This is a genomic window from Rhodococcus sp. AQ5-07 (assembly GCF_009707305.1).
Lineage (GTDB): Bacteria > Actinomycetota > Actinomycetes > Mycobacteriales > Mycobacteriaceae > Rhodococcus_F > Rhodococcus_F erythropolis.
Window position 1 is genome coordinate 3,144,365 of the sequence record NZ_CP046099.1, and the last position, 24,511, is coordinate 3,168,875.

The 24,511-nt window shown below is 62.7% G+C and carries 35 protein-coding genes and 1 tRNA gene; 16 read left to right on the forward strand and 20 right to left on the reverse strand.

What is annotated here, in order from left to right; all coding sequences use genetic code 11:
- Positions 1–16: 16 nt before the first annotated feature.
- Positions 17–370, forward strand: coding sequence for an arsenate reductase (glutaredoxin) (gene arsC / locus GJB56_RS14365; RefSeq protein WP_020970331.1), 354 nt, complete (start codon positions 17–19; stop codon positions 368–370).
- A 10-nt stretch (positions 371–380) separates the two neighbouring features.
- Here the strand turns inward: arsC and arcA are convergent, their stop codons facing one another.
- Complete coding sequence (arcA, locus tag GJB56_RS14370) at positions 381–1,598, reverse strand: arginine deiminase (RefSeq protein WP_019744713.1); 1,218 nt, start codon at positions 1,596–1,598, stop codon at positions 381–383.
- Between the two features lie 99 nt (positions 1,599–1,697).
- Between arcA and GJB56_RS14375 the strand changes: the two genes are divergently transcribed.
- Entirely contained in the window at positions 1,698–2,186 is a 489-nt protein-coding gene (locus tag GJB56_RS14375) for an FABP family protein (protein WP_019744714.1), read from the forward strand.
- Between the two features lie 5 nt (positions 2,187–2,191).
- A complete protein-coding gene (gene soxR / locus GJB56_RS14380) occupies positions 2,192–2,671 on the forward strand; it encodes a redox-sensitive transcriptional activator SoxR (protein WP_113683222.1) in 480 nt (159 codons plus the stop codon).
- Here soxR and GJB56_RS14385 read toward each other — a convergent pair.
- The 3 genes from GJB56_RS14385 to GJB56_RS31400 form a co-directional block, all read right to left on the reverse strand.
- Complete coding sequence (locus GJB56_RS14385; protein ID WP_019744716.1) at positions 2,657–3,139, reverse strand: DUF2505 domain-containing protein; 483 nt, start codon at positions 3,137–3,139, stop codon at positions 2,657–2,659. The two genes, soxR and GJB56_RS14385, sit on opposite strands and share 15 nt — an antisense overlap.
- A 48-nt stretch (positions 3,140–3,187) precedes the next feature.
- Positions 3,188–4,033, reverse strand: coding sequence for an SDR family oxidoreductase (locus tag GJB56_RS14390; protein WP_019744717.1), 846 nt, complete (start codon positions 4,031–4,033; stop codon positions 3,188–3,190).
- A 142-nt stretch (positions 4,034–4,175) separates the two neighbouring features.
- The gene (locus GJB56_RS31400) at positions 4,176–4,319 is read right to left on the reverse strand and encodes a hypothetical protein (RefSeq protein ID WP_162267916.1); all 144 of its coding nucleotides are present in this window, start codon (positions 4,317–4,319) and stop codon (positions 4,176–4,178) included.
- Positions 4,320–4,811: 492 nt separating this feature from the next.
- On the opposite strand from GJB56_RS31400, the gene GJB56_RS14395 reads away from it, so the two are divergent.
- Positions 4,812–5,228: a helix-turn-helix domain-containing protein gene (locus GJB56_RS14395; RefSeq protein WP_003946231.1), complete on the forward strand. Its 417-nt coding sequence runs from the start codon at positions 4,812–4,814 to the stop codon at positions 5,226–5,228.
- A 42-nt stretch (positions 5,229–5,270) separates the two neighbouring features.
- Here the strand turns inward: GJB56_RS14395 and GJB56_RS14400 are convergent, their stop codons facing one another.
- Together GJB56_RS14400 and GJB56_RS14405 are read right to left on the reverse strand one after the other, a co-directional pair.
- Complete coding sequence (locus GJB56_RS14400) at positions 5,271–6,272, reverse strand: hypothetical protein (RefSeq protein WP_060939738.1); 1,002 nt, start codon at positions 6,270–6,272, stop codon at positions 5,271–5,273.
- Positions 6,269–6,769 (reverse strand): ImmA/IrrE family metallo-endopeptidase, encoded by a 501-nt coding sequence (locus GJB56_RS14405; RefSeq protein ID WP_003946241.1) that lies wholly within the window; start codon positions 6,767–6,769, stop codon positions 6,269–6,271. The genes GJB56_RS14400 and GJB56_RS14405 overlap by 4 nt, the downstream gene beginning before the upstream one ends.
- Positions 6,770–6,947: 178 nt before the next feature.
- Here GJB56_RS14405 and GJB56_RS14410 point away from each other — a divergent pair, with 178 nt between their 5' ends.
- Complete coding sequence (locus GJB56_RS14410) at positions 6,948–7,634, forward strand: hypothetical protein (RefSeq protein WP_154606688.1); 687 nt, start codon at positions 6,948–6,950, stop codon at positions 7,632–7,634.
- Positions 7,634–7,939: a hypothetical protein gene (locus GJB56_RS14415; protein ID WP_195849608.1), complete on the forward strand. Its 306-nt coding sequence runs from the start codon at positions 7,634–7,636 to the stop codon at positions 7,937–7,939. Before GJB56_RS14410 ends, GJB56_RS14415 begins: the two co-directional genes overlap by 1 nt.
- Before the next feature lie 292 nt (positions 7,940–8,231).
- Here the strand turns inward: GJB56_RS14415 and GJB56_RS14420 are convergent.
- From GJB56_RS14420 to GJB56_RS14440, 5 genes are all read right to left on the reverse strand, one after another.
- A tRNA-Ala gene (locus GJB56_RS14420) sits at positions 8,232–8,307 on the reverse strand.
- Positions 8,308–8,423: 116 nt separating this feature from the next.
- On the reverse strand, positions 8,424–9,158 hold the full coding sequence (gene sepX, locus GJB56_RS14425) for a divisome protein SepX/GlpR (protein WP_019744722.1): 735 nt from the start codon (positions 9,156–9,158) through the stop codon (positions 8,424–8,426).
- Positions 9,159–9,425: 267 nt separating this feature from the next.
- Complete coding sequence (locus GJB56_RS14430; RefSeq protein WP_007727523.1) at positions 9,426–10,061, reverse strand: GNAT family N-acetyltransferase; 636 nt, start codon at positions 10,059–10,061, stop codon at positions 9,426–9,428.
- A gap of 21 nt (positions 10,062–10,082) precedes the next feature.
- On the reverse strand, positions 10,083–11,342 hold the full coding sequence (gene glp / locus GJB56_RS14435; RefSeq protein ID WP_003946353.1) for a molybdotransferase-like divisome protein Glp: 1,260 nt from the start codon (positions 11,340–11,342) through the stop codon (positions 10,083–10,085).
- Positions 11,343–11,467: 125 nt separating this feature from the next.
- Positions 11,468–12,379 carry a UTP--glucose-1-phosphate uridylyltransferase gene (locus GJB56_RS14440; protein ID WP_019744725.1) on the reverse strand — a complete coding sequence of 304 codons (912 nt, stop codon included), beginning with the start codon at positions 12,377–12,379 and terminating at the stop codon, positions 11,468–11,470.
- 59 nt (positions 12,380–12,438) lie between these two features.
- Here GJB56_RS14440 and GJB56_RS14445 point away from each other — a divergent pair, with 59 nt between their 5' ends.
- From GJB56_RS14445 to mscL, 4 genes are all read left to right on the forward strand, one after another.
- Positions 12,439–13,017 (forward strand): 5-formyltetrahydrofolate cyclo-ligase, encoded by a 579-nt coding sequence (locus GJB56_RS14445; protein ID WP_113683223.1) that lies wholly within the window; start codon positions 12,439–12,441, stop codon positions 13,015–13,017.
- A gap of 111 nt (positions 13,018–13,128) precedes the next feature.
- On the forward strand, positions 13,129–13,440 hold the full coding sequence (locus GJB56_RS14450) for an FmdB family zinc ribbon protein (protein WP_003946378.1): 312 nt from the start codon (positions 13,129–13,131) through the stop codon (positions 13,438–13,440).
- A gap of 77 nt (positions 13,441–13,517) precedes the next feature.
- Positions 13,518–14,264 carry an SAF domain-containing protein gene (locus GJB56_RS14455; RefSeq protein WP_181447528.1) on the forward strand — a complete coding sequence of 249 codons (747 nt, stop codon included), beginning with the start codon at positions 13,518–13,520 and terminating at the stop codon, positions 14,262–14,264.
- Between the two features lie 99 nt (positions 14,265–14,363).
- Positions 14,364–14,786 carry a large conductance mechanosensitive channel protein MscL gene (mscL, locus tag GJB56_RS14460; protein ID WP_019744728.1) on the forward strand — a complete coding sequence of 141 codons (423 nt, stop codon included), beginning with the start codon at positions 14,364–14,366 and terminating at the stop codon, positions 14,784–14,786.
- A gap of 59 nt (positions 14,787–14,845) precedes the next feature.
- On the opposite strand, the gene GJB56_RS31405 is transcribed toward mscL, so the two are convergent.
- From GJB56_RS31405 to mrf, 9 genes are all read right to left on the reverse strand, one after another.
- On the reverse strand, positions 14,846–15,022 hold the full coding sequence (locus tag GJB56_RS31405) for a hypothetical protein (RefSeq protein WP_020908628.1): 177 nt from the start codon (positions 15,020–15,022) through the stop codon (positions 14,846–14,848).
- A gap of 6 nt (positions 15,023–15,028) precedes the next feature.
- On the reverse strand, positions 15,029–15,526 hold the full coding sequence (locus GJB56_RS14465; protein WP_176720912.1) for a MogA/MoaB family molybdenum cofactor biosynthesis protein: 498 nt from the start codon (positions 15,524–15,526) through the stop codon (positions 15,029–15,031).
- An 80-nt stretch (positions 15,527–15,606) separates the two neighbouring features.
- On the reverse strand, positions 15,607–17,106 hold the full coding sequence (locus GJB56_RS14470) for a S1C family serine protease (RefSeq protein WP_230091199.1): 1,500 nt from the start codon (positions 17,104–17,106) through the stop codon (positions 15,607–15,609).
- A gap of 226 nt (positions 17,107–17,332) precedes the next feature.
- Entirely contained in the window at positions 17,333–18,712 is a 1,380-nt protein-coding gene (locus GJB56_RS14475; protein ID WP_020908630.1) for a HAMP domain-containing sensor histidine kinase, read from the reverse strand.
- A 65-nt stretch (positions 18,713–18,777) separates the two neighbouring features.
- Complete coding sequence (locus GJB56_RS14480; RefSeq protein WP_003946387.1) at positions 18,778–19,464, reverse strand: response regulator transcription factor; 687 nt, start codon at positions 19,462–19,464, stop codon at positions 18,778–18,780.
- A 70-nt stretch (positions 19,465–19,534) separates the two neighbouring features.
- Positions 19,535–20,146, reverse strand: a complete 612-nt coding sequence (locus GJB56_RS14485) for a trimeric intracellular cation channel family protein (RefSeq protein WP_003946409.1) — start codon at positions 20,144–20,146, stop codon at positions 19,535–19,537.
- 18 nt (positions 20,147–20,164) lie between these two features.
- Positions 20,165–20,338: a 50S ribosomal protein L32 gene (gene rpmF, locus GJB56_RS14490; protein ID WP_007727540.1), complete on the reverse strand. Its 174-nt coding sequence runs from the start codon at positions 20,336–20,338 to the stop codon at positions 20,165–20,167.
- Positions 20,338–20,592, reverse strand: coding sequence for a type B 50S ribosomal protein L31 (locus GJB56_RS14495; RefSeq protein ID WP_003946367.1), 255 nt, complete (start codon positions 20,590–20,592; stop codon positions 20,338–20,340). Before GJB56_RS14495 ends, rpmF begins: the two co-directional genes overlap by 1 nt.
- Positions 20,589–21,842 (reverse strand): ribosome hibernation factor-recruiting GTPase MRF, encoded by a 1,254-nt coding sequence (gene mrf, locus GJB56_RS14500; protein ID WP_021345156.1) that lies wholly within the window; start codon positions 21,840–21,842, stop codon positions 20,589–20,591. Before mrf ends, GJB56_RS14495 begins: the two co-directional genes overlap by 4 nt.
- A gap of 104 nt (positions 21,843–21,946) precedes the next feature.
- Here mrf and rpmB point away from each other — a divergent pair, with 104 nt between their 5' ends.
- The 6 genes from rpmB to GJB56_RS14530 all read left to right on the forward strand — a co-directional run bounded on the left by rpmB (position 21,947) and on the right by GJB56_RS14530 (position 24,459).
- Positions 21,947–22,183 (forward strand): 50S ribosomal protein L28, encoded by a 237-nt coding sequence (gene rpmB / locus GJB56_RS14505; protein ID WP_020908631.1) that lies wholly within the window; start codon positions 21,947–21,949, stop codon positions 22,181–22,183.
- 4 nt (positions 22,184–22,187) lie between these two features.
- Complete coding sequence (gene rpmG, locus GJB56_RS14510) at positions 22,188–22,352, forward strand: 50S ribosomal protein L33 (RefSeq protein ID WP_019744734.1); 165 nt, start codon at positions 22,188–22,190, stop codon at positions 22,350–22,352.
- A gap of 2 nt (positions 22,353–22,354) precedes the next feature.
- The gene (gene rpsN / locus GJB56_RS14515) at positions 22,355–22,660 is read left to right on the forward strand and encodes a 30S ribosomal protein S14 (RefSeq protein WP_019744735.1); all 306 of its coding nucleotides are present in this window, start codon (positions 22,355–22,357) and stop codon (positions 22,658–22,660) included.
- A 9-nt stretch (positions 22,661–22,669) separates the two neighbouring features.
- A complete protein-coding gene (gene rpsR, locus GJB56_RS14520; RefSeq protein WP_003946414.1) occupies positions 22,670–22,927 on the forward strand; it encodes a 30S ribosomal protein S18 in 258 nt (85 codons plus the stop codon).
- Between the two features lie 112 nt (positions 22,928–23,039).
- Positions 23,040–23,975 (forward strand): AEC family transporter, encoded by a 936-nt coding sequence (locus GJB56_RS14525; RefSeq protein WP_019744736.1) that lies wholly within the window; start codon positions 23,040–23,042, stop codon positions 23,973–23,975.
- Between the two features lie 19 nt (positions 23,976–23,994).
- Complete coding sequence (locus GJB56_RS14530; RefSeq protein WP_007727550.1) at positions 23,995–24,459, forward strand: hypothetical protein; 465 nt, start codon at positions 23,995–23,997, stop codon at positions 24,457–24,459.
- The last annotated feature ends 52 nt before the right edge of the window (positions 24,460–24,511 follow it).

Here is a 24,511-nt window from a genome sequence, read left to right on the forward strand (position 1 = left end):
CGGACGCAGAGGCAGAATGACGAACATGGCATCTGCAACCATCTTCCACAATCAACGGTGCAACACCTCGCGGACCGTTCTCGGGCTCATCCGGGAAGCCGGCATCGAACCCACCATCGTCAAGTACCTCGATACTCCGCCTACCCGATCCGAGCTGGAAAAACTCATCGCCGACGCCGGCCTCGAGCCCAGTCAAGCGGTTCGCAAGCGCGAAACGCAGTACAAGGACCTCGGACTCGCCGACGCTTCCGAATCCGAGATCCTCGACGCGATGATCGAGCACCCAATTCTGATCGAACGCCCATTCGTCGTCACTGACAAGGGCACGGTGCTCGCGCGTCCGGCAGCCAAGGTGGAAGAGATTCTCTGACGTCTACCGCTCACAGCGGATCGCGGGCGATCGGGCAGGACATGCAGCGAGGTCCACCGCGACCGGAGCCCAGTTCGGAACCCGCGATTCGCAAAACCTCGATACCCGAGGCCTCCAGCCTGGCATTCGTTTCGACGTTGCGCTCGTAAGCGACGACGACGCCCGGTTCGACGGCCAACGTGTTGTTGCCGTCGTCCCATTGCTCACGCTCGGCAGTGACCGTGTCGAGTCCGGTGTCGATCACTCGAAGTTTTCCGATTCCCATGGCGTCGGCTGCCGCTTCGAGGAACGGCGTCGCACCGCGAATACTCACCCCGTCGTCTTCCTTGCGAAGGGTGAACGCTGCCAATGTGTCCTGAATGGCCGGATACATGACGACCGCGTCGGCCTCGACCATGGTGCAGACCGTGTCGAGATGCATCGACGCTCGGCGTTGCTCGATCGGAACAACCAACACCGTGTGGGCGAGACCGTCGTCGAACACGCTACGCGCCAATGCTTCTGCGCCGGCGGGTGATGTACGTTCACCGACACCGATCGCGATCACCCCCGGCGCGAGAAGCAGCACGTCACCTCCCTCGACAGGAGCCGTGTGCGACTCGTACGCGCGGCGCACGCCTTTGAATCGAGGGTGATGCGCGTAGACGAGATCCGTGATCGAGGATTCGCGAGCTCGCGCTGACAACGCCAAGGACGTGATGATGACCCGTGGCCCGACCCAGAACGACGAATCGCGGGTGAAGAGCAAGTTGGGCAGCGGGTCGATCACGAAGTCACCGCCGTGATGCATCCTGCGCACCAACGAGGTCGAGCCGGCGTCGATCGGCAGCTCGTCGAACGTCATTCCGGCAGTAAGGATCGACGACAGCTCCTTCGGCTCTACCTTTCGCAGGTACGCAGCCAGGTGTTGCCCGAGCGCGTGGCCGATCTTGCGTGCGTCGACGGCGGCCGCGATTCCCTGGATCCTCGCTGCGCCACTGACCTCGAGCGCCTCGGTGAGGAGATCGGACAAAAGCAGTACCTCGACGCCGCGCTCACGAAGGACGGTCGCAAACTGATCGTGTTCTTCCTGCGCGCGGTCCACCCACGGCAACGCGTCGAACAGCAGCTCGTCGTTGTTGCGCGGAGTCAATCGTTTCAACTCGTCGCCCGGACGATGAAGAATGACCGATCGCAATCGGCCCACCTCGGAATCGACACCGAGGGGGACGGAGCCAGAAGCGTTCATGAGTGAACACTAATCCCGTAGGCCCCACCCAGCAGGGATGAGCAGCTGCCATATCTTCCCGCGTAACGTCTGATCCGACGCAGGCGAGAGGACCACGCAATGAGTAGTACGGATCAGGCGGCGCTGGGTGGCGCCGGAATCGACAGGTTCACCGGGCGCTGGATCGGCGCTGGAGCCGGACATTTCCCCACCATCGACGACTTCGAGTACTCCGAGGAGATCGAGTTCGCTCCGACTCCGAAACCGTTTGTCACCTACTCGTCGCGCACTCGTGGGCTCCCCGACGGCCGACCACTTCACATGGAATCGGGATACCTGCGCCCGACACCTGGTGGTGAGCTCGAACTGCTGGTCAGCCAGCCCACCGGATTTGTGGAGATCCATCGCGGCACCGTCGACTCCGAAGGCACTCTCGCCTTGACCCGTCTCACGCTCGCAGCATCGCCCGACGCAAAACCGGTTCACGACGTCCGGCGAGTCATGCGCGTCCAAGGCGACACCCTGTCCTACGACTTGTGGATGGCGCACGGCGACACCCCGCTGACGCATCATCTCCACGCCACCCTCCACCGGGCGACGGACCGGTAGTCGCCATGGAGATGCCGTCGTGGAAAGCCAAGGAACTTACGCCCGGCCAGCTCTCCGAGCGCAGCGGAGTCGCCGTCTCGGCCCTGAATTTCTACGAACGAGAAGGCCTCATCGTCAGTCGCCGGACCAGCGGCAACCAGCGTCGATACCAACGAGACACGCTTCGACGTGTCGCCTTCATCCGAATCTCGCAACGCGTCGGCATTCCACTGTCGGAAATCCGGGAAGCCCTCGGCACACTTCCTGAAGGCCGTACCCCGAACCGCGCAGATTGGGAACGGTTGTCGACCGGATGGCGGCGCCACCTCGATCTCCGCATCGAGCAACTGGAACGACTACGCGACAATCTCACCGGTTGCATAGGTTGCGGGTGTCTCTCGCTGGAGGGATGCGCCCTCGCAAACCCTCACGATCAACTCGCTGCCGCCGGCCCAGGTGCACGCGTTCTGGAGGTGGATTTCGGCGCCGACTCAGGCGAGAAATGACTCGACAGCGTCCCGATCGCGCCCCAGCAAGTCCTCGACGGTCTTCTTCAGCAACTTCTCGATCTGGCCGCCGATGATCGGCATCTTCACTTCGGCCGTTCCGTCGACGACCAGTCGCGTGCAGGACTCGGCGGCGGTGAGGTCCAGCGTCGTCTCGATTCGTATCGGCAGTCCGTGCGCGATTCCGGTGACCGACCCTGCGGCCTTCCCGTCAGACAGAGGCCCCCAGTGGTCCACCCGTGTCAGACCGAGTCGACTCGGCGCAACCTTGGCGACCAGGTTAGGGAGGGAGGCGGAGTCGATTTCCTCGGACACGGATACTTCGATCGATCCGTCTCCAACTTCGATGTCCGAGGTGGCATAAAGGTCTCCGAGTCGGACTTTCCAATAACTCGGGTCAGTCAAAGTTCGATGCACGTCGTCGATCGGATATTTGAATTCGATATCGAAGTGAAAACTCTTCGGCATGACTTTGGTCCCTATTCGACTAGATAAAAGTCCCGTCGGAGTTAATGCTCATCGCTTGAGCAATTTACTGAACTGGTCGTTCGCTTTTTGCATCACGAACTCGTAAGGCGGGGCGAATTTGCGGGCCCACCAGTATCCGAATCGAATGTCATTGGACGTATACACGAGGTACGTGTTCTTCTCGATTCCCCGCAGAATGCACGAGGCCACCTTCTCCGGGGAGACCGCGCGCTTCTCGAACCGGTGCGTGAGCTTTTTGACCCGCGGGTCATCCCGGTCGATACCCGCGATCTCCACGGTTCCCACCAAAGGCGTCTTCACCCCACCAGGCACAACCAGACTGACGCCGATTCCGTGCCGCTTCAGATCGAATCGCAGCACCTCGGAGACCCCGCGAAGGCCGAACTTGCTCGCACTGTAAGCGGCATGCCACGGCAGTGCCAAGAGCCCAGCGGCCGAAGAAACATTGACCAGGTGCCCACCCTTGCCGGCGCGGATCATGGGCGGAACGAACGTCTCCATGACATGGATCGGTCCCATCAGGTTGACGTCAACCATCGACTTCCAGTGCCGATGCTCGAGGTTCTCGATAGTTCCCCACGCTGAAATGCCGGCGATATTCATGACGACATCCATCGGAGAGAATTGAGTGTGAATCTCGGTACCGAATTTCACAACCTCGTCGTAATCCGAGATATCGAGTGCCTTGGCCAAACTGACCGTGCCGCCTCCGGCACCAACCATTGCGGCAGTCTCTTGCAATCCACGGTCGTTGATATCAGTGAGAAACAATTCGGCTCCGGCCTCGGATGCCCGCAGTGCAGTTGCGCGTCCTATCCCACTACCAGCGCCGGTGATCAGGCATTTCTTACCCTCGAGCGACCTTACTGACATGGATCGACACTCCCCCGCACTCGTACTGTGGACATGCGGGAAAGTCTACGCACGCGTTGTGCGGCCGCCCCGAAACACGCATTGCGGCCGTGAGCATGCCAGAACCCACGACCTCGGCGGCAGCCGCCGAACCCACCGACAGCTACAGACGCTGAGCCATCTGCTCTTGATAGCCCCTGACCGTACGGTCGAGTTCTTCCGCCGCTACATCGTCCCCACGCTTGCGTGCGTCGTGGGCTCGATCCTGGATTTCACGGATCGCGCGGCGCAGTTCGTCATCGCTCATCGTGTGTTTCATATCACAATTCTGCACCTACGCAGGGGGTTTAGCTAGCTCAGATTGCATTCCGGCAAACCGTTCAAGGTTCAACCCCGAAGTGATTCGAGCAACATCGCGAACAGTCGCCATAATTGCAACCGCATCACTCCACACCGTCACTGAACTGCGGTTTTCCTTTCGGAACACATATGAAAAACCAGGCTAACGCTTAGCTAATATCGCCAAAACGGGTAAAAGGTTTGATACTGGGCACATTAACCAAGTAATGGAAGGTTCGAATAGCGCGACCGTAGCTGCACAATCTTCGTGCGGCCGATACTCAATGTGCGCTGAGACATAGCTGAGCACTCAATGGCCGAACGAATCGAATCTCGGACACATTTGACAACTGGTCCACTAAACAGACTACGGTGAGCTACCGATCGGTTATCCGCGTGATACCGTAGGATTCACTGAACGGACAATTGCTAGCTAGAGAGGATTACGGGGCGGTTCACAATGGCTGACTTTGCAGAACGATTGAACAAACTGTTCGACAGTGTTCATCCTCCGGGGCGCAAACCCCACACCAACGCCGAGGTTGCGGCAGCGCTCATCGAAGACGGCCATCAGATCTCCAAGCCGTACATCTCGCAGCTCCGCTCGGGACAGCGCACCAACCCCTCGGACGAGACAGTCGCTGCGTTCGCCCGGTTCTTCAAGGTGAAGCCCGACTACTTCTTCAACGACATCTACGCTGCCAAGATCGATCACGACCTCGAACTGCTCTCGCAGCTCCAAGGTTACGGCCTTCGCCGCCTCTCGAGCCGCGCATTCGACCTGTCGGAAGAATCGCAGAATCTGCTCACCACGATGGCTGAAAAGCTCCGCGCGAGTGAGGGTTTGCCAGAGGTTCCGCCCGACGCGTCACGCTGATGCAAATGTGCTGAAGCACTGAATTGACATGGAGTAGGTCGACTACGAACGTCGACCTACTTTTGTCGTTTCATCGAGTTCCTTCGCCAACAACAACACCCATCGGCGCGCCGACATCTTCTCAGGTGGCGCAATCCATCTGGTGTCCAACACATCCGAGGCCAATGGATCCGCGATCCACCCCGCAAGTATTCCTGCATGGGCGGTAACTGCCCGGGGTGGTTCCTGACCACCGACGTCGAACATCCCGGCGCCGGACTGTATGTACATCGCATCCATGATCTGGGCGATCATGTCCGATGCCCGGAGTACTGACGTACTTCCGGCACTGTCCGCGTCGACAACCTCGGGGAATCGCTTGACGAGAAGCGCGTGCATCCGCCGCAGCCGGTACAGATCTCGTCGGGCACGTAACCAGGTCTCGAGAAGCACCCACGTGATGCCGAGCGCTATCAGAACACTCGAGGCAGCGATGAACCACACCCCTGCGCCCGTCCAGATATCCGATTCGAGTGCGCTGGTGCCACCGATCGATTCGACCAGCATCACGACGACCACGACAAGCAAGACCGACGAACCTGTCACGATCAATGCGATTCCGCGCCCCAACGGCGCCCAGGCAACGTGCCGTAGCCCCGTCGAAATGACAAGGGACAGAGCGACGATGATAAAGATCAGAGCCGGCGCTGGGTATCCGAAAAGAACCGCGATCGCCACCAGCAGCCCCACCGAGTACAGCACCGTGGCGAGGCCGCGCATGGCTGGACGCGACATCACCGGCCAGGCAGACACAGCGCCGACTGCGCTGGCCGCGGACAACGCGGTCCACAAGACGATGACGATCATCGCTGCGGCATGTTGCTCCGGCGCAATTCGATCGACGATGTCCCACACCGCAGGCACCATGACCGTCGACGACAATGCGACCGAGAAGCCGGCGAAGACCATCGACATTCGCAACGGCGTCGCGGTGCGCGCGACAACTCGACCCAGTCTCGCGCCGGCTGCAACCCAGACGAGAAGGGCCACAGCCCAAAAGATCATCCGATCGCCTCGTCGTACCGCAACACCGACAGCGGTGTCCCACGGCCACTCATCGTTCGCAGACGCATGATCAACATCGACGCGAACGTCTCGGCTTCCCACTCCGCGATGTCATCCATCGGCACGGGTTCGTTGCGCCGCAGAGAACGTTGACTCAACATGTAGGCGATCAAATCGTCACTGACCTCGAGCGTCGCCTCGGCGATCTCGGCACCCTCGTGCCGAAACACTATGTGCCCCAACTCATGTGCCAGAGTCCGCTCGACATTGGGTAGTCCGGGAGCCAAAACGATGACGTCGTGGTCGTCGTAGGCCCGGCGCTGACCGCACACTCCGGTGGCGAGCGGGGTTTCCAGATCGATCTCGATCGGGCGCCCACGCTCTCGGGCGACTGTCTGCACCACCGTAAGCAGTGACACAGCCTCCGACGACGCTGCTGCGTCACATACGGCATCCACCGCGGCCAGAACGCGGCGATGTGAACGTCTGTCCGGCACGACTCACGCACCTCCCTGTGATCCGGGTGCCAGGAATTCGGCACGTGCGGCAGCCAAACGTGCCTTCTGCAACGATGCTCCGCGGAAAGTCATTGCTCCCGCACCGGCCGCTACGACTGCCATTCCGCCCACACCGCCGGCGACGGCGGCAGCGTTGAGAATCGGTGGAAGGCCTTGAGTGAACGCCGTCGGGAATGCCTGCGGGTTCTCACTGGGACTCGCGACGTTCGGAGCGTTCGACGGTACCTGGGGAGCTACGGGTGCCGGTGCGGCCAGAACCTCGGGCGCGGACGGTGCTGCGACTGCGCCCGGCGCAGCGTTCGCCGGTCCACCGGCAGAGGGTGCAGGTGCTCCGCCGCCCGCTGACGGCCCCTGCGGATCAGACGGTCCAACCGGCGGAACCGCGGCCTCCGAGGATGGCTCGGAACTCGACTGCGACTCGGAAGGGGACTGCGTCGTCTCGGAGGCTGCTTCGCTAGATGAACTCTCAGTCTGCGAAGTTGCGTTGGTCGCAGGGGAAGCGCTGCTGCTCGGACGTTGCGACGCCGAAGGGTTGGTCGAGGCCTCAGTCGTCGTGGGCTCAGTCGTCGTGGTCGGCTCAGTCGTCGTGGTCGGCTCAGTCGTCGTGGTCGGCTCAGTCGTCGTGGGCTCAGTCGTCGTGGGCTCAGTCGTCGTCGTGGGCTCAGTCGTCGTCGTGGGCTCAGTCGTCGTCGTGGGCTCAGTCGTCGTGGGCTCAGTCGTCGTCGTGGGCTCAGTCGTCGTGGGCTCAGTCGTCGTCGTGGGCTCAGTCGTCGTCGTGGTTTCAGTCGTCGTGGTCGGCTCAGTCGTGGTCGGCGTCGGAATTACCGTTGTACCGCAGTTGTGATGGTGGCAATGCCAGCCGTAGTTGCCGTTGCCGTTGCCGTTGTTACCGCCACCGTTGTTGCCGTTGTTGCCGTTGTTGCCGTTGTTGCCGTTGTTGCCGTTGTTGCCGTTGTTGCCGTTGTTGCCGTTGTTGCCGTTGTTGCCGTTGTTATTGCCGCCGTTGTTGCCGTAGTTGCCGTTTCCGTTGCCATTGTTTCCACCGCCACTGTTGCCGCCAGGTTGGGCGGCGACGATGGCAGGGAAGACCGATACGGCAAGGACGCCGATACCCATCAGGCACATCACAGCAACAAGCATCATCGCTAGCCGTCGTGGCTGGCTCATCGACATTCCTCCCCGACACATACGTCCGACCTGCGGAAAACTGCGGCAGACTCATCGTGCCTATCGCACCGGACACACCCTCGTTACATTTCCGGCAAACATGTATCCGCCCAAGGATCATCCCTCACTTGGAAGCTCAACGGTCCGGATCAGCGGTCGCAATCGTATGAAACGGCGCACACTCGAGCTAAATCTTCACAATTCGGGCAGGCTCTGAAAATGCAGGAAAGGGCCGTTCAACTTTCGTTGAAAGACCCTTTTTGCTGGTACTTCTTGGTGGAGCTGAGGGGAATCGAACCCCTGACCTCTTCGATGCGAACGAAGCGCGCTACCAACTGCGCCACAGCCCCGTGCCACCGCCTCAGCGGTGCTCGGCAACTCTAACAGGAACGAATACTCCCGTTGGAATCACCCGACACGAACTTTCGGCCCGACAAGATCTGCCCAGAAGATCGACCGAGATAGGTCACTGACCGGACGCGCGACGCATCTCGGTGTGCCTGATCTCTTCTTCGTAGTGATCCAGGTGATCGAACGCCGGATCTTCGTCGTCGACCTCGAGGACAACCGCTCCTGGTCGGCGCAGTCGCGCCGGAATCAGGCGCAACTCTTCGTCGGTGTGCGATTCGACTCCGAGTCGCGATCGATTGAGGCGTTCGGTACGACGGCGGCGAATCTCCTGCTCGATCCGAACCTGCCGACGTAGGTACGCCATGTACCCACCGAGGCCGCACACGGTCAGCACAAACAACCACCACACCATCGGCGAGATGATCAATGCGAGAGCGCCCGAGAGAATCGCGACGAATGCCAGGCCCAGCAATGTCCGCTGACGGAATGCGTACCGCGCCTCCCGGGCGATGGCATCCGCCTCGGGGTCGAATCCGCCTCGGCCGCGCCGAACGGGAACAAATTCTCCGACCGGTGCACGACCGCCGGTGTAGTCGTCTTCTGCGTGAGTGTCCATCTGGTCCTCCGCGTCGTAGCTGCTGCGCACTGGTTCTGGTTGCCAGTTCGGATCGCTTCGATGTCCTGCTGCCGGCCCGCGCTGAACAGGGTTGCTGTCGCCGCGGTGGAGTACTCGAGTCGCGAGCGCCGCGTCACTCGTCTGCCGGATCCTGGGGCGCTTGTTGACAAGCATCGGCACCAGGACGAACAGCCACACGGCCACCAGCCCGATCCACACGAATGAGCTAGGCATGCCGCGGCCTCCTCCCGATCACCTACCAGCACCTATGCCAGCCGTTGACGAGTCAAGGTTAACGGCCGACGCCCTCGCATCGTTGCCGACGCGCCGAACCCCACCATACTCATGTGTCACACGCGTACCGAACTGAACTTCCGGTTCAGTCCCAAAAGTCTCAAGTTCTGGTTGAATCAAAAACCACATTTTTCCGGCCGAAAGTAGGACTACTCAGCGGTAACTGTCGTTTAGCTCGCGTTTCTCACGCTCGTGGCGCCGTATTGGTCACACCCACGAAGCGCGTCCGGACCGCACCAATCTGTCGACGACGGTGGTGGGTACTTCCTCGATGGTCATTCCGACCAGAAGATGATCACGCCATTGGCCGTCGACATCGAGATAGCGCTTGAGAAGACCTTCCTCCCGGAACCCAACATTTCGTAGGACTGCGCGACTCGATGCGTTCTCCGGCCGAACGGTCGCCTCCACTCGATGCAGACCGACCTTCGAGAATGCGTGATCGAGTGTGAGCGCCACGGCCGCTGTGGCTACGCCCCCACCGGTGACGTGCGAGGCGACCCAATAGCCCACCCAGGCGGACCGCAGAGCGCCGCGCACGACATTTCCGATGGTGACCTGCCCGCAGTACTTCCCGTCGAGTTCGATCACCAAGGGAAGGATCCGGCCCTTGCGCGCCTCGGAGCGAAGATTCCCGCACAGGGACGGCCAGACAGTGATGTGGTGGCGAGCATCCCAGGGCGACTCTCCGGTGGGCTCCCACGGCTCCAGGTGCTCGCGATCGCGAATGCGGAGGCGACTCCACACAGCAGCGTCACGGAGCTTCACGGGGCGGACGGTCACCACTCCCGCGGGCACTCGCAGTGGGCCGAGATCTTCCGGCCATCCTGGATGGACTGACATCACACCCCACTCGGGTCGGCGTTACCCACGTTGGGCGAGAAAAGCTACGTCGACTTCTTCACCGATGTGCACTTCGGTGACGTCTCGATCGACAAGAACCAAGCAATTGGCTTCCGCCAAGGTCGCGAGGAGATGTGAGGACGCACCGGGCGCACCCCCGAGTGCCTGCACCAGGTACTCCCCCGTCGCTTCGTCACGCATCAGCTGACCACGCAGGAAACCCTTGCGATCGGCAATCGACGTGATCGTTCCCACCGTGCGCGCCTTCACTACTCGCCGCATCGGTTGGCGGCGTCCGAGCGCGATTCTGATCAGCGGGCGAACCATGACTTCGAATACCACCAGTGCGCTGACCGGGTTGGACGGTAGGAGAAAGGTCGGAACCTCGTCTCGTCCCAGCTTGCCGAAGCCCTGCACTGATCCCGGATGCATGGCAACGCGCTCCACCTCGAGTGTCCCCAGGTCGGCAAGCGCCTCACGAACCTCGTCGGACGCTCCGCCGCCCACGGCACCGGCGATGACAACGATTTCCGAGCGAATCAGCTGTCCCTCGACTACTTCGCGAAGACGGCGCGAGTCGTTGCCTGCGATTCCCACACGGTTGACGTCGGCGCCGGCATCGCGCGCTGCGGCGGCGAGGGCATACGAATTGACGTCGTAGACCTGACCAGGCCCCGGCGTGCGATCCACGTCGACAAGTTCTCCACCGACGCTGATGACGGAGAGACGCGGACGCGGATGGACGAGCACTTTGTCGCGACCGACCGCGGCAAGCAAACCGACCTGCGCGGCTCCGATGATGGTGCCTGCCCGAACGGCCACGTCGCCCGGCTGGACGTCGTCGCCTGCACGGCGAACGTAATCGCCCGAACGCACCGGCTCGAAGATCCTGACGCGAGCGCGACCACCGTCGGTGTTCTCGAGCGGAAGAACTGCGTCGGCCAGCGTGGGCAACGGCGCGCCCGTGTCGACTCGCACGGCCTGACGCGGTTGCAACCGGATCGGTTGGCGTGAGCCCGCCGTCACCTCGCCGACCACCGGCAAGCTGAGGTCCGTAGGCTCGCCGTCCTCGCCGCGGAGGTCGGCTCCAGCGCCGGCGACATCGACACTGCGAACCGCGTAACCGTCGATGGCAGCTTGATCGAATCCCGGCAATGGGCGTTCGGTCACCACTTCCTCGGCACACAGCAGTCCCTGCGCCTCCGAGATGGCGACCCGAACCGGACGGGGTGCCACTGCAGCAGCGGTAACCCTGGTCTGCTGCTCCTCAACCGACCGCATCTGGTCCGCGTCCTCCTGTGTCTGGAAATTCGGTGATATCCGTCAGCTCATGATGCCTTGCCTTCGAAAAGGGACAAGCACATTGATACTGCGTTATCGGGCGATCAACCACCGTGGCGACACGCTCAGCGGTCGAGCCGATCCGCGAGCCACTTACGCAAGGACGGACCGTAATCGTCGCTGTCGAGTGCCAGGTCAACCGAAGCGCGGAGGTACCCGCCGGGGTTGCCCAGGTCATGACGCGTTCCGCGGTGCACGACCACGTGAACCGGATGACCCTCGGAAATCAGGAGAGCGATGGCGTCGGTGAGTTGCAACTCACCGCCGGCTCCCGGCTTGATGCGGCGAAGTGCGTCGAAGATCGCACGATCGAGCAGATAGCGACCCGCAGCGGCAAAGGTCGACGGCGCGTCTTCCACAGCCGGCTTCTCGACCATGCCGACGACCTTGAGGACGTCGGGATTGACCGCGTCGGGAACGATCTCGACGTCGAAGACGCCGTAAGCGCTCACTGCGTCCTTGGGAACGTCGATTGCACAGAGAACGGATCCGCCGCGCTTGGCCCGAACTCGCGCCATGATCTCCAGGACGCCACGCGGGAGTACGAGATCATCGGGCAGAAGGACCGCGATGGCATCTTCGTCGTCGTCGAGAACCGACTCGACGCAACCGACTGCGTGCCCGAGGCCGAGGGGCTGCTCCTGAATCACGGAATCGACTTCGAGCAAACCCGGCGCTTTGCGCACCTTTGCCAGGGCAGCAAGTTTTCCGCTCGCTTCCAGCTTGCTTTCGAGCACGAGATCCTCGACGAAGTGCGCAACCACTCCGTCTTTGCCCGGGGACGTCACGATGACGAGCCGCTCGGCTCCCGAGTCCGCAGCTTCACCCGCCACCAGTTCGATACCCGGTGTGTCCACGACCGGCAGCAATTCTTTCGGAACCGTCTTGGTGGCAGGCAGGAAACGCGTACCAAGTCCGGCTGCGGGAACCACGGCCGTACGGAAGGCCCTCGTGCTGCTAGCGACAACGTCTGTCATGCCAACACCTTAGCCGCCGCTTGTTACCGCTCGGTCAGCACGACGAATATCGTTGCGGGGTGACACCTCAGACAAAAGCACAATGGCGACAAATCGCACTCGCAGCACGTGATGCAGTCTCCGAGCACACTCGAAATACGGAAACTGCGGCGTTGATCACGCACATACGTTCAGTGATTGTCGACGGCTCAACCGTCTGTGCGTACGTCCCCACCCGCACCGAACCAGGATCCACCGACTTGCTCGACGCCGTTGCCGAGATCGCGCAGCGTGTACTACTTCCGATCACCGGAGAACCCGGACCGTTGTCCTGGGTTCAATACAGCGGTGCCGACGGTTTGTGCCCCGCGAAGTACGGCATTCGGGAGCCCGTCGGACCCGTCCTACCACCGGAAACCCTGTCCGACGTGGAATGCATGCTGGTCCCTGCTCTCGCGGTGGATCTTCGTGGAACACGCCTCGGCCGCGGCGCAGGCTTCTACGACCGGACGCTCGGGTCGGTCGGACCGCAGACTCGGCTCGTGGCAATTGTCAGAGACTCCGAACTCGTCGAGACCTTGCCTGCCGACGACCACGACATTCCGATGGGATGGGCATTGACGCCGAGCGGCGGTCTCACGCGGCTCCAAGGCGATTGATCTGCGGGAATAGATCCCTGATTAGCGCTGTTGGCACTGTCACTTGTAGAGTGCTAAAGGCTGCGGTGTAAATACGCGGCTGCTCGAACATCACAGTGCGGAGGAAGCCCGGTGCCCACCTACTCATACGCATGTACGGAATGTGACAACCGTTTCGACATCGTCCAGTCCTTCAGCGAAGATTCGCTGACGGTCTGCCCAGCTTGCTCAGGCAAGCTCCGCAAGCTGTTCAACTCTGTTGGCATCGTGTTCAAGGGCAGCGGCTTCTACCGCACCGACAGCCGCGGCGGCTCCGGGACTGCGAGCGAGCCCGCCAAGAGTGATTCGGCACCCGCTGCGAAGTCCGAGTCCAAGTCGGACTCCTCTTCGACATCGAGTTCGTCGACCAGCACGCCGGCGCCCGCGAAGGCTGCCGCAAGCTGATTTCCACAACCTCCGGGTTGTCCACAGTTTCACATCGTTAGGGCCGGAAGCACCGCTTCCGGCCTTAACGTGCATGAATGCCGTCAGCACGTTCTCGCTCGCCGAGGCGCTCCGATCCACTGCGCGCCCAGCTCGATCTCACCCCGAGCACCTTCGATCGCGTCGTCGAACTGACGCGCGGCACTCGGTTCCGCACGGCGACAGTCCGCAAGATCGCAGCCGTTGCCCTGGCCGCACTCGGCGTCGTTCTCTTCTTCCGAGGCGATCCCGCGACCGATACGGTCGCCGTAGTTGTCTCGAGTCGCGATCTCACTCCCGGACAGGTGATCGCGGATTCGGATGTCGAGATCCGAGAGATCGACTCGAAACAACTTCCCGAAGGAGTTGTCTCCGATACCGACCTGGTAGTCGGGAGAACCGTTGCCGGCCCGATTCGCTCCGGAGAAACCGTCACCGACGTGCGCGTTCTCAGCCCACGGCTGGCCGGGTTGTCGGTAGGAACCGACGACGCCCGTATCGTCCCCGTTCGATTGGCCGATGCAGCCGTCGCGGACATGTTGCGCAGCGGGGATGTCGTCGACGTCCTGACCGTCGGCCCTGACACATCCCGCACTGACACATCCCGCCCCGACACACCCAACGAATCAATTGCCGACAAGGCCCCGCAGATTCTTGCGGCGGGAGCAGTAGTCGCTCTGGTCACCACGTCGGAAAGTACACGTAACCAGCAGGAACAGGTGATTCTGCTGGCTCTGCCGACACCGGCAGCCAACGTCGTTGCCGCGGCATCCCTGTCCAATGCGATCACCGTGACATTCCGCTGACCGCACAAAGCGTCCGAAGCTCCTCTAGGATTTTTCCAGTCGGTTCGGTATCAACGGACCATCTGGCACTTGCCATCGGAGACTCGAGGGGACACCGACATGCTCAAGGGATTCAAGGATTTCCTGCTTCGCGGAAACGTGCTCGACCTGGCCGTCGCAGTCGTCGTCGGCGCAGCCTTCACCGCCATCGTCACGGCATTCACCAGCAACATCATCAATCCGCTCATCGCCGCAATCGGCGGTTCAAACGAGTTGGGCTGGGGCCGCGAGATCATCTCCGGCAATCCGGAAACCTTCGTGAATATCGGCGCTGTGGTCACCGCGATCATCAACTTCATCATCATCGCGGCGGTCGTCTACTTCGTGCTGATCGTTCCCGCGAATGCGGCGAAGAAGAAGTTCGTCTCCGAGCCCGAGGACAAGGAAGCCAGCGAAACCGATCTGCTCATCCAGATCCGCGACATCCTCTCCGCCAACGCCGGTGGCGCCGACACAGGAGCTCACGCCAAGACGCTCGAATAGGCAGCGCTCACAGAACAAATCAGGCCCTCGGACATTTGTCCGAGGGCCTGATCTACTTCTCAACCGCCGTGGTGCGGGGGCCGCTGACTGCGCAGCCAGTCGTCGTCCGAGGATCGCGAGGAACCTTCAGGACCCCGCTCGTCCGACGTCGTCTCGGGAAAGACGTCCCCGAAGATGTGCGCCAGGCGCTTCTTGTCGACTGGCGGCTTCTTCGGGGTATCTGGTTGCTCCGACAAGCTGACTCAGCCCTCGAGGCTGGACAGCTCGGCGATGACGTGACTCGCCAAAGCCGTCAGGGTTGCCATGCCGTCGCGAATTGCCGGCCTGGTCGACGCCAGATTGGCGACCACGGTGCTTCCCGAAACCCCGACGAGGCCGCGGGACAAGCCTGCTTCGAGCGATCCGGCCGACAGACCGGAAGCGCGAAGTGCTTCGGCAATTCCCGGGATCTCGCGATCGAGAACCTCTGCGGTCACGTCGGGAGTGACGTCACGCGGGGATACCCCGGTACCGCCGACCGAGATCACGAGGTCGACGCCACCGATGACTGCGGTGTTGAGAGCGTTGCGGATCTCCACTTCGTCGGCGGCGACGGCGACCGTCGCATCGACGAGAAAACCCGCTTCGTTCAGCAGTTCCGTAACCAGTGGACCGATGGAGTCGGTGTTGTCGCCGTGGGCTGTGCGATCGTCGACGATGACGACCAGAGCGCGGCCGGCCGATGTGGCTTCGAGTTCCATGACACCTACCGTAGTGTCCGATCCCGACGCCGTTGCGATCTGGCCGAAGATCGGGTCGATCGTCTGCTGATCGCCGAACATCATCGGCCGCCCTGCGCTGCCGCGGTTCCCAACGTGACGTCGACGGTCTTGGTCTGCCCGCCGTCGCTGTACGTGATCGAGACCTTGTCGCCGGGAGCATGTGAACGCACTGCCGCGATCAGCGAATCACCATCTGCGACAACACGATCGTCGACCTTGGTGATGACTGCACCCTTCGGGATACCGGCCTTGGCGGCCGGCCCGTCAGCAGTGACATCCATGACGGTTGCGCCGTCGGCGTTGTCCTGCGACGGTACGGTCACGCCGATCATGGCTTGAGTCGCCTTGCCGGTCTTGATCAGTTCGTCGGCGACGCGGCGTGCCTGATCGATCGGGATGGCGAAACCGAGGCCGATGGAACCGCCCTGGGTACCCGACGACGCTCCGAGCGAGGCGATCGCCGTGTTGATGCCGATCAGCTGGCCGTCCATGTTGACGAGGGCGCCGCCGGAGTTGCCGGGGTTGATCGCTGCGTCGGTCTGCAGAGCGTCGATGACGGTGTTCTGGTTGCCGGACTCGCCGCTCGTGGACACCGGGCGATCGAGTGCGGAGATGATGCCTTCGGTGACCGTGCCGGCAAGGCCGAGCGGGGACCCGACGGCCACAACCTGCTGTCCGACCTGAACGTCGCCGGAGTTCCCGAAATCGATGGGGGTGAGGTCGTTGCGGCCGTCGACCTTGATGACGGCGATGTCCGAGACGGGATCGGCACCGACAAGGGTGGCCGAGGCCTTGGTTCCGTCGGAGAACGCGACGCGAAGTTGCGCTCCCTGAGCACCGGCAACGTGGTTGTTGGTCAGGATCAGACCGTCGGAGGACAGGATGACACCGGAACCCTCACCGCCCTGTCCCTGCGCGGTGGCCACCTCGATCTGCACGACGCTCGGCACCACCTTCGAGGCAACGGCCTGAACCGAGCCGGCGGGAGCATTGGACGTGTTGGTCGCAGTGGGCTTCGGGGCGTTCAGAGAGTTGGTGACCGTCGCGGTTCCACCGTTGCGGTCCGCGACGACGGCACCGACCACGCCACCGACACCACCACTGACCAGAACCAGCGCCAGAGCACCGGCAACCAGCGCCATGCGTCCCGACTTCGGCTTTGTGGTGGTCGAACCGGAGTTCGGCCCCTGTAGCGGTGCGGGGATCTGATTGTGGCCGCCCGGACCGTTCGGGCCGCCGGGGCCACCAGGGTTGGGTGCGCCGTACGGGGCGCTCTGCTGGTACGCGGCCTCATGGGCACCGTGCGGGTGGCCGAAAGCCTGCGTGGGCTGCTGCGGCGCCTGCCCGAAGGCTTCGGTGGGCCGGCCTTCGGTGGGTCGGCCTTCAGTGGGTCGGGCAAAGGATTCGGTCGGCTGGTACGGCTGCTGAGGCGCCTGCCCCTGAGGCTGCTGCGGCGGCACGGGAGGCTGCGCCTGAGGTGCTGTCGGCTGCGCTTGGGTGGTGGGCTCGCTGTTGGGCTGCTCGGGCCGGGTCGGCCCGACGTTACGGTCCTCGGTCATCGGCTCGCTTTCGTCTACGGTGACCACCGGACGGGCAGTCACAACTGTTCTGCCGACAATGCTGCCTTGCGCTGCTGAGAAGGCGCTGAGACGTGCCTGTCACTTTACCCAGAGTTCGACGTGAAAATCCGGTGTTGTCGGCTCGGCCCGAAAGACTCTCGGGCCGAACGCATTAACTCGTGACGTCAGTCACCGAAGCACGGGACCAACGGGTCTACAGAACACGCTACTCGGCGCTCGGCCCTGGTTCGCCGGGAAGCACGATACGAACAAGCGCTCCCCCACGATCGGATTCGTCGATCGCGATGGTGCCGCCGTGCTTGACGACAACCTGACGCACAATCGCAAGTCCCAGACCCGATCCCGGCATCGAACGTGCCGCGGTCGACCGGTAGAAACGATCGAACACCAACTCCCGATCCTCCTCCGGAATGCCAGGTCCCGCATCACTTACGGTCAATTCCAACAATCCTTGGCCGACCGGACGCATTTCGACGCGTACCTGTTCGCCCTTCGGACTCCATTTCGCAGCGTTGTCGAGGACGTTCAGCACCGCACGCGACAGGCCCGCTTGATCTCCGTAGACGTACCACGGAGTGGTGACCGCTTCGAACTCGATTTCGTTGCGCCTGCGCCGCGCTCGTTCGAGCGCACGCTCGACGACGTCGCTGACGTCTACGCGCTCGTACACGGTTTCGGGCGCGTCTTCGCGGGCCAGATCGACAAGGTCACCGACCAGAGTCGACAGTTCCTCGATCTGCGCGACGACGTCGGCACGAAGTTCCGCCATGTCCTCGTCGGGAATCTGCGGCGCACCGGGGCGACTGGACGCGATCAGCAATTCCATGTTGGTACGCAACGAAGTCAACGGTGTGCGCAACTCGTGTCCGGCGTCCGCGACGAGGCGCGACTGACGCTCACGTGACTCGGCGAGCGCCCGCAGCATCGTGTTGAAACTCTCTGTCAGGCGCGCTAATTCGTCGCTGCCGGTAACGGGGATCTGCGTCAGATCGTCAGTCCGGGCGACTCGTTCGGTGGCGGCAGTCAGCCTGGCGATGGGTCGTAAACCGGTGCGGCCCACGGTAGTACCCGCCACCGCAGCAAGTATGACGCCACACCCGCCGACCACGAAGAGAACCCAGGCCAGCCGATCCAGTACCGCAACGGTCGGCGCGAGCCGCTGACCGATCACCAAAGTGCTTCCGTCATGCGTCCGTTGAGCCAGCACTCGCTGACCGTCGACGGTTCGCAGCGAAGAATCCGATTCGCCACGCGCTACGGCATCTTCGGCTTCACCGATCGGCACGTCGGAACCGGGCGGCTGGTACGTGCTCAGGTCCGAGAAGATCAGGGCCACACTGATGTCGGTGGTGTACAGCGTCGCACCGGAGATGTAGCGAGGATCGAATCGCACGACATTGCTGTCGATGAGCACCGCCGCCCTGGTACGCAACTGGTGATCGACGTCCGCGTAGAGCGCACGCGAAACCACCGCGTACGCCGCGATCGCCATGACTGCGACGGCAATGGCCACCACCGACGCAGCGAGGAGCGTCACACGCCAACGCAATGACACCGAACGGGTCAGTGGCATCGGCGGGCGCATTTCGACGGACGCTTGGGTGGTGGAGGATTTCTTCGGTTCGGCATTCTTGCCGAACGGAGCGGTGATCACGGAGGCGTCTCCCGCAGGACGTAGCCGACTCCGCGGACGGTGTGGATCAACCTCGGTTCGCCGTCGGCTTCCGTCTTGCGACGCAGGTAGCCGACGTACACCTCGAGCGCATTGCCGGACGTCGGGAAGTCGTACCCCCACACCTCTTCGAGAATGCGTCCACGGGTCAGCACGCGACGCGGGTTGGCCATGAGCATTTCGAGGAGGGAGAACTCGGTGCGGGTCAGGCTGATCGATCGTTCACCGCGCTTGACCTCACGGGTGACCGGGTCGAGTGTGAGGTCCTCGAACGCCATCATTTCGGAATCGGCGTCCAGATCGGGCGCGGTGCGACGCAGTAGTGCACGCAACCTGGCAAGCAACTCTTCCAAAGCGAAGGGCTTGGGCAGGTAGTCGTCCGCTCCGGCATCGAGGCCGGCGACTCGCTCGCTGACCGAATCGCGGGCGGTGAGCACGAGGATGGGTAGGTCGTCGCCGGCACTACGAAGACGACGGCACACTTCGAGTCCGTCGAGTCGCGGCATCATGACGTCGAGCACGACGGCGTCTGGCCGGTTGGCGAGGATCTTCTCGAGTGCGTCGAGCCCGTCGACCGCGAGCTCGACCGTGTAGCCGTTGAAGCTGAGCGACCGCCGAAGCGACTCGCGAACCGCCCGGTCGTCGTCGACCACCAAAATACGCATACCGACAGTTTGGACTGAAGTGCTGAGATGCGGCTGAGAGGGTCCGATTCCGGCCTCCGGCGTGTCGCGGTCAGTCCCGGGTTCGCCTGGGCCCGGGCAGGCTCCAATGACGCCATAACGCAAGCAGTCTGAACACCGCGGCGAACGCCGTGCCGCACACCAGCGCGGCGTTGGTGGACAGTCCGGCTTGCGAGACTGTGACCACCAACGCAGCGCCGAGCAGTGCGGGAACCGCGTACAGGTCTTTGTGCAGAAGCAGCGGTACCTCGTTGACGAGGACGTCGCGGATCACTCCGCCGCCGATCGCCGCGGTCGCACCGATCAATGTCGCCGCCAGCGAACTGGCGTTGTTGTCCAGCGCGATGACGGCGCCGGTACTCGCGAACAAGCCCATCCCCAGTGCGTCGAGCGCCAGGATTTCACGACGCAGCCGATTGAGCGGCTCGTGTAGGTAGAACACGGCGAGTGAGGTGGCGGCGGCCGTTCCGAAGTACGGCCAACTGCTCAGCGAACTGGGCGGATGGACGCCGAGAAGGACGTCGCGGACGATACCGCCGCCGATGCCGGTGAACACACCCACCGAGCACACCCCGAAGATGTCGAGTCGCTTGGTGACGCCCACCAGGGCACCCGAGGCCGCGAACGCCACGATGCCCACCAGTTCGAGGATCCTCAGCAGCACCGGCCAAGGATCGCACGGTCAGATGCGGCTCGGGTCGATCACCCCGAGTCGAACTGCTTTGACCAGTCGCCGAGGAACCCGGTGGGTCTGGCCGAAGGCCGTGACCTCGACCAGATCGGGCGCCGTCGCCTTCCACTGGGCACGGCGACTGCGGGTGTTGGAACGCGACATCTTCCGCTTGGGAACGGCCATCAGAGTGCCTTGCGCTTTCCGTAGCGACGCTCGAACTTCTCGACGCGTCCGGCGGTGTCCATCACTCGTTGTGCTCCGGTCCAGAACGGGTGCGAGTCGCTCGTGACGTCGACGACCAACAGCGGGTATGTGCCGCCGTCTTCCCATTCGACGGTGCGCTCACTCGTCACGGTCGACCGGGTCAGGAAGCTCTTGCCGGTGCTGGCGTCCTGGAACACCACGGGGTGATAGTCGGGGTGCATCTGCTTCTTCATTCGTTTCCCTCTCGCGTTGATTCGGTTTCGGCATAAGGTGATTCGGATTCGTCGCACGGGTCTTCGTGGAACTCTCCGAACGGGTCTTCCCAGGTGGTCCACGACGCTTCGTCGGCCAACTCCTCGTCGGTGACCAGGGCGTGCTGCAGTGTTCGGTCGATCTCGAGCGGGTTCGCACCGCACGTCAGAACGACCATCGAGGTGTCACGGTCGCCGAAACGCTCGTCCCATTTCAGGGCCGCGAGCGCACGGCGCTCGGCTGGAACGCGCTCGCGTTGCTGCGGCGTCATCGCGGCCAGCCAGGTGTCCGCGCTGGCAACTCGCAGGCCACCGCCCGCCGATTCGAGCCAGAGCGCTTCGCCCGGTTGAGTCGCCACCCAGACGCGCCCGCGGGAATAGACGACACCTTCGAGCAGGACGTCGATCGCCTCGTGCAGACGCCCGGGGTGGAACGGCCGGTTCGCGGTGAACTCGACGAGCATCACTCCGCCGTCGTCGTCGAGCGGCGGCTGACGACGCAACAGCGGTGAGTGAGCGTCGGCCAGCTCACCGCGTCGCGCATCCGCAGGCACCTCGAGGAGCAGTGCCTCGATGTCGTCTCCCTCATCGAAGACGGGTACCCGCGGAGCAATGCGCGCGAGAACCGCGTTCAAGCGGGACCGCTGCCAGCCGTCGAGTCCATCGGACCCGCGCAGTACGAGAGCGTCGGCGAAGTCGACCTGCCCGACGACGACCTGAGCCAGGGTGCGGTCGTCGTCGAGGGCTTCGTCGCCGGTGGCGTCGGCAAGCCAGGTCTGGGCGTCGATGCACGTCACGACGGCGTCGACGCGGCAGTCACGCTGCGCTGGTCCGTCCAATTGGCCGACGACGCCGGTCACGACGACATGCTCGATCGCCCAGCACAGCGCTTCGGGTTCGAGTTGGCGGTCAAGCAGCAAGACGATCCGCTGGACCGAACTGTGCGAGTGAAGGCGACGCAGCAGCGGCAGCAAGTCTTCGCGCAGGGTGCAGGAGACGCAGCCGTGCGCGAGCTCGAGGATCGTCTCGCGTTCGGACACCGTGCCGGCAGACCCGGTGCCCCCGGTCATCGAGGTGACCGTCCGCCGGACCACCCCTTCACGGACGTGGCTCAGGTCGTGGTGAACCAGAACAGTTCCGGTTCGCAGCAATGCTCGTGCGGTGTGTGGAGTGGATTCGCTCATGCCGGCGACCAGGACCAGCGGAGTCCTGCCGTCCAGGATCGTGTTCACAGCGGGCCTTTCTGGGAATGATTGTCATTACCGAGGTTGAACGCTACATTGATCTCACCGCATTGTCGAAAACGATTGTCATCTGCAAGTTGAAAGGAACACCCATGTCGGCTCACTGCCAAGTGACCGGACGTGTGCCGGGGTTCGGAAAATCCGTCTCGCACTCCCACAAGCGTTCGAATCGTCGCTGGAACCCGAACATCCAGCGCAAGACATACGTATTGCCCAGCGAGGGTCGTCGAATCACGCTCACCCTCTCGACCAAGGGCATCAAGACGATCGACCGCGACGGCATCGAATCCGTCGTCGCCCGGATCCGCGCGCGCGGCGAGAAGGTCTGAGCAGATGGCACGAAACGAGATCCGCCCGATCGTGAAACTCAAGTCCACGGCAGGCACCGGGTACACGTACGTGACCCGCAAGAACCGTCGCAACGACCCCGATCGACTCGTACTGAAGAAGTACGACCCCGTGGTGCGCAAGCACGTCGATTTCCGAGAAGAGAAGTAGGCATGGCCAAGAAGTCCAAGATCGCCAAGAACAACCAGCGACGGGTCATCGTCGAGCGATACGCGGAGCAGCGATCGGCGCTCAAGGAGGCAATCCGCTCCCCGAAAAGCTCACCCGAGGAGCGCGCGAAGGCCCAAGCGACCCTGCAACGTCTACCACGCGACGCCAGTCCGGTACGATTGCGCAATCGAGACGCTGCGGATGGACGTCCGCGCGGCCACCTGCGGAAGTTCGGGCTCTCCCGGATTCGCGTGCGAGAAATGGCGCACCGTGGGGAACTGCCTGGCGTACACAAGTCGAGCTGGTAAGGAAGTCGGATGGCAGTCAAGCGTTCACCGTCGAAGAAGCCACGCCCCGTAGAGGGTCGTAAGCCCAAGAAGAACCCGTTGTTCGCAGCGAAGATCACGCATGTCGATTACAAGGACATCAACTTGCTTCGCACGTTCATCTCGGACCGCGGCAAGATCCGCAGCCGTCGCGTCACGGGCCTGACCCCGCAGCAGCAGCGTCAGGTCGCCGTTGCAGTGAAGAACGCACGCGAAATGGCGTTGCTCCCCTTCACCGCCGCACGGTAGTCACACGTAGAAGTACCGAAGAGGTCGCGCAGTCAATCGGCTGCGCGGCCTTTTTGTTGCCCGGACTAAGATTTCCCGAAGTTATTCATTCCAGTCGAGAGGTGCCCGCAGCGTGTCGGGAGTTGTTGCGGGTTTCACCGTCATTTTTGTCGTCATCGCGGTCGGGTATCTGCTCGGCCGTCTCGGCACCCTCGGTAGCCAAGGACAGTTCGTTCTCGGTCGACTCGTCTTCTTCGTCGCGACGCCTGCCCTGCTGTTCACCACCCTCGCGTCGTCCGATCTGTCGGTGATCTTCTCGCCGACGCTCGCGGTTGCGTCGGCTACTGCCTTTGCCGTCGGCGCTCTGTACGTCGTCGTTGCAAAGATCTGGCTCAACCGGCCGCTGCCCGAACTGACTATCGGCGCGCTGTCGGCGTCGTATGTGAATTCGGCCAACCTCGGAATCCCGATCGCGGTGTTCGTGCTCGGCGATGCCACGTTCGTCGCGCCGCTCCTGCTCTTCCAGATCGTCGTGTACTCCCCGATCGCCTTGACGATCCTCGATCTCACGGCATTGCGGGGCGAAGCCGAAAAACTGTCACTGATCGACACTGTCACCGCTCCGTTCAAGAATCCGATCGTGCTCGCGGGCGCTGCAGGGTTGATCGTGGCGTTGATCGGTTGGGTACCGCCGAGACCCTTGATGCAGCCTTTCGAATTGATCGGCGCCACGTCGGTCCCCGGCGCACTGCTGGCATTCGGGCTCTCGTTGTACGGCGTACGAGTGCTCGAGAAGGGCTCCAGTCCGCGCCGCGACGTCGCGCTTGCGTCGACCCTCAAGATCGTCGTCCAACCGGTGCTGGCTTACCTGATGGCGCACTTCCTCCTCGGCATCGACGGCCATCAGTTGTTCGCCATCGTGGTCGTCTCGACGTTGCCGACGGCACAGAACGTCTTCATCTATGCAAGCCGATATCGGCGCGGAATGGTCCTCGCCCGAGACAGCGCCTTTGTCACCACTTTGGCGTCGATACCGGCGATTGCGCTGGTCACGGCGCTACTCGCTTGAGCAGGGTTACGGTGGATTCATGCGTGTACTAACCCTCGCCGTTCTGGCCTGCCTTGCTGTGGCCGGATGCTCCGTCGGGGCCCAGACAACGGGGCCGGTTGCTGCGCCGAATCCGATGGCGGCCAACGAAGCAAGTCCCGCCGACTGGTCGCTCGGAACCCCCGTTCCCGACGAGGTCGACGACAGCGAGATGGGCACGGAGTTCGACAGCCGCACCGACATCGTGGGTGCGACGGCCACCATGTTCGAATCGTGGTCCGAGGTCGACGATCACACGGTGGCAGTCCACTTCGTGACCGGCACTCCGGAGTGCTACGGCGCGTACGCAACCGTCGAAGAGACTGATACGACGGTGATCGTCACGCTCCGAACCGGAGCATTGCCGGAGGCCGCGGACAAGATGTGCATCTTGGTTGCCGTGTTCGGCAGCCTGGACGTTCCGCTGAGCCGACCGCTCGGCGATCGCCACGTCATCAACGGCTAGCCGCGCCTAAACGGCACAAGATCACCGATCGAACACTCCGTTTCGTCAGGTG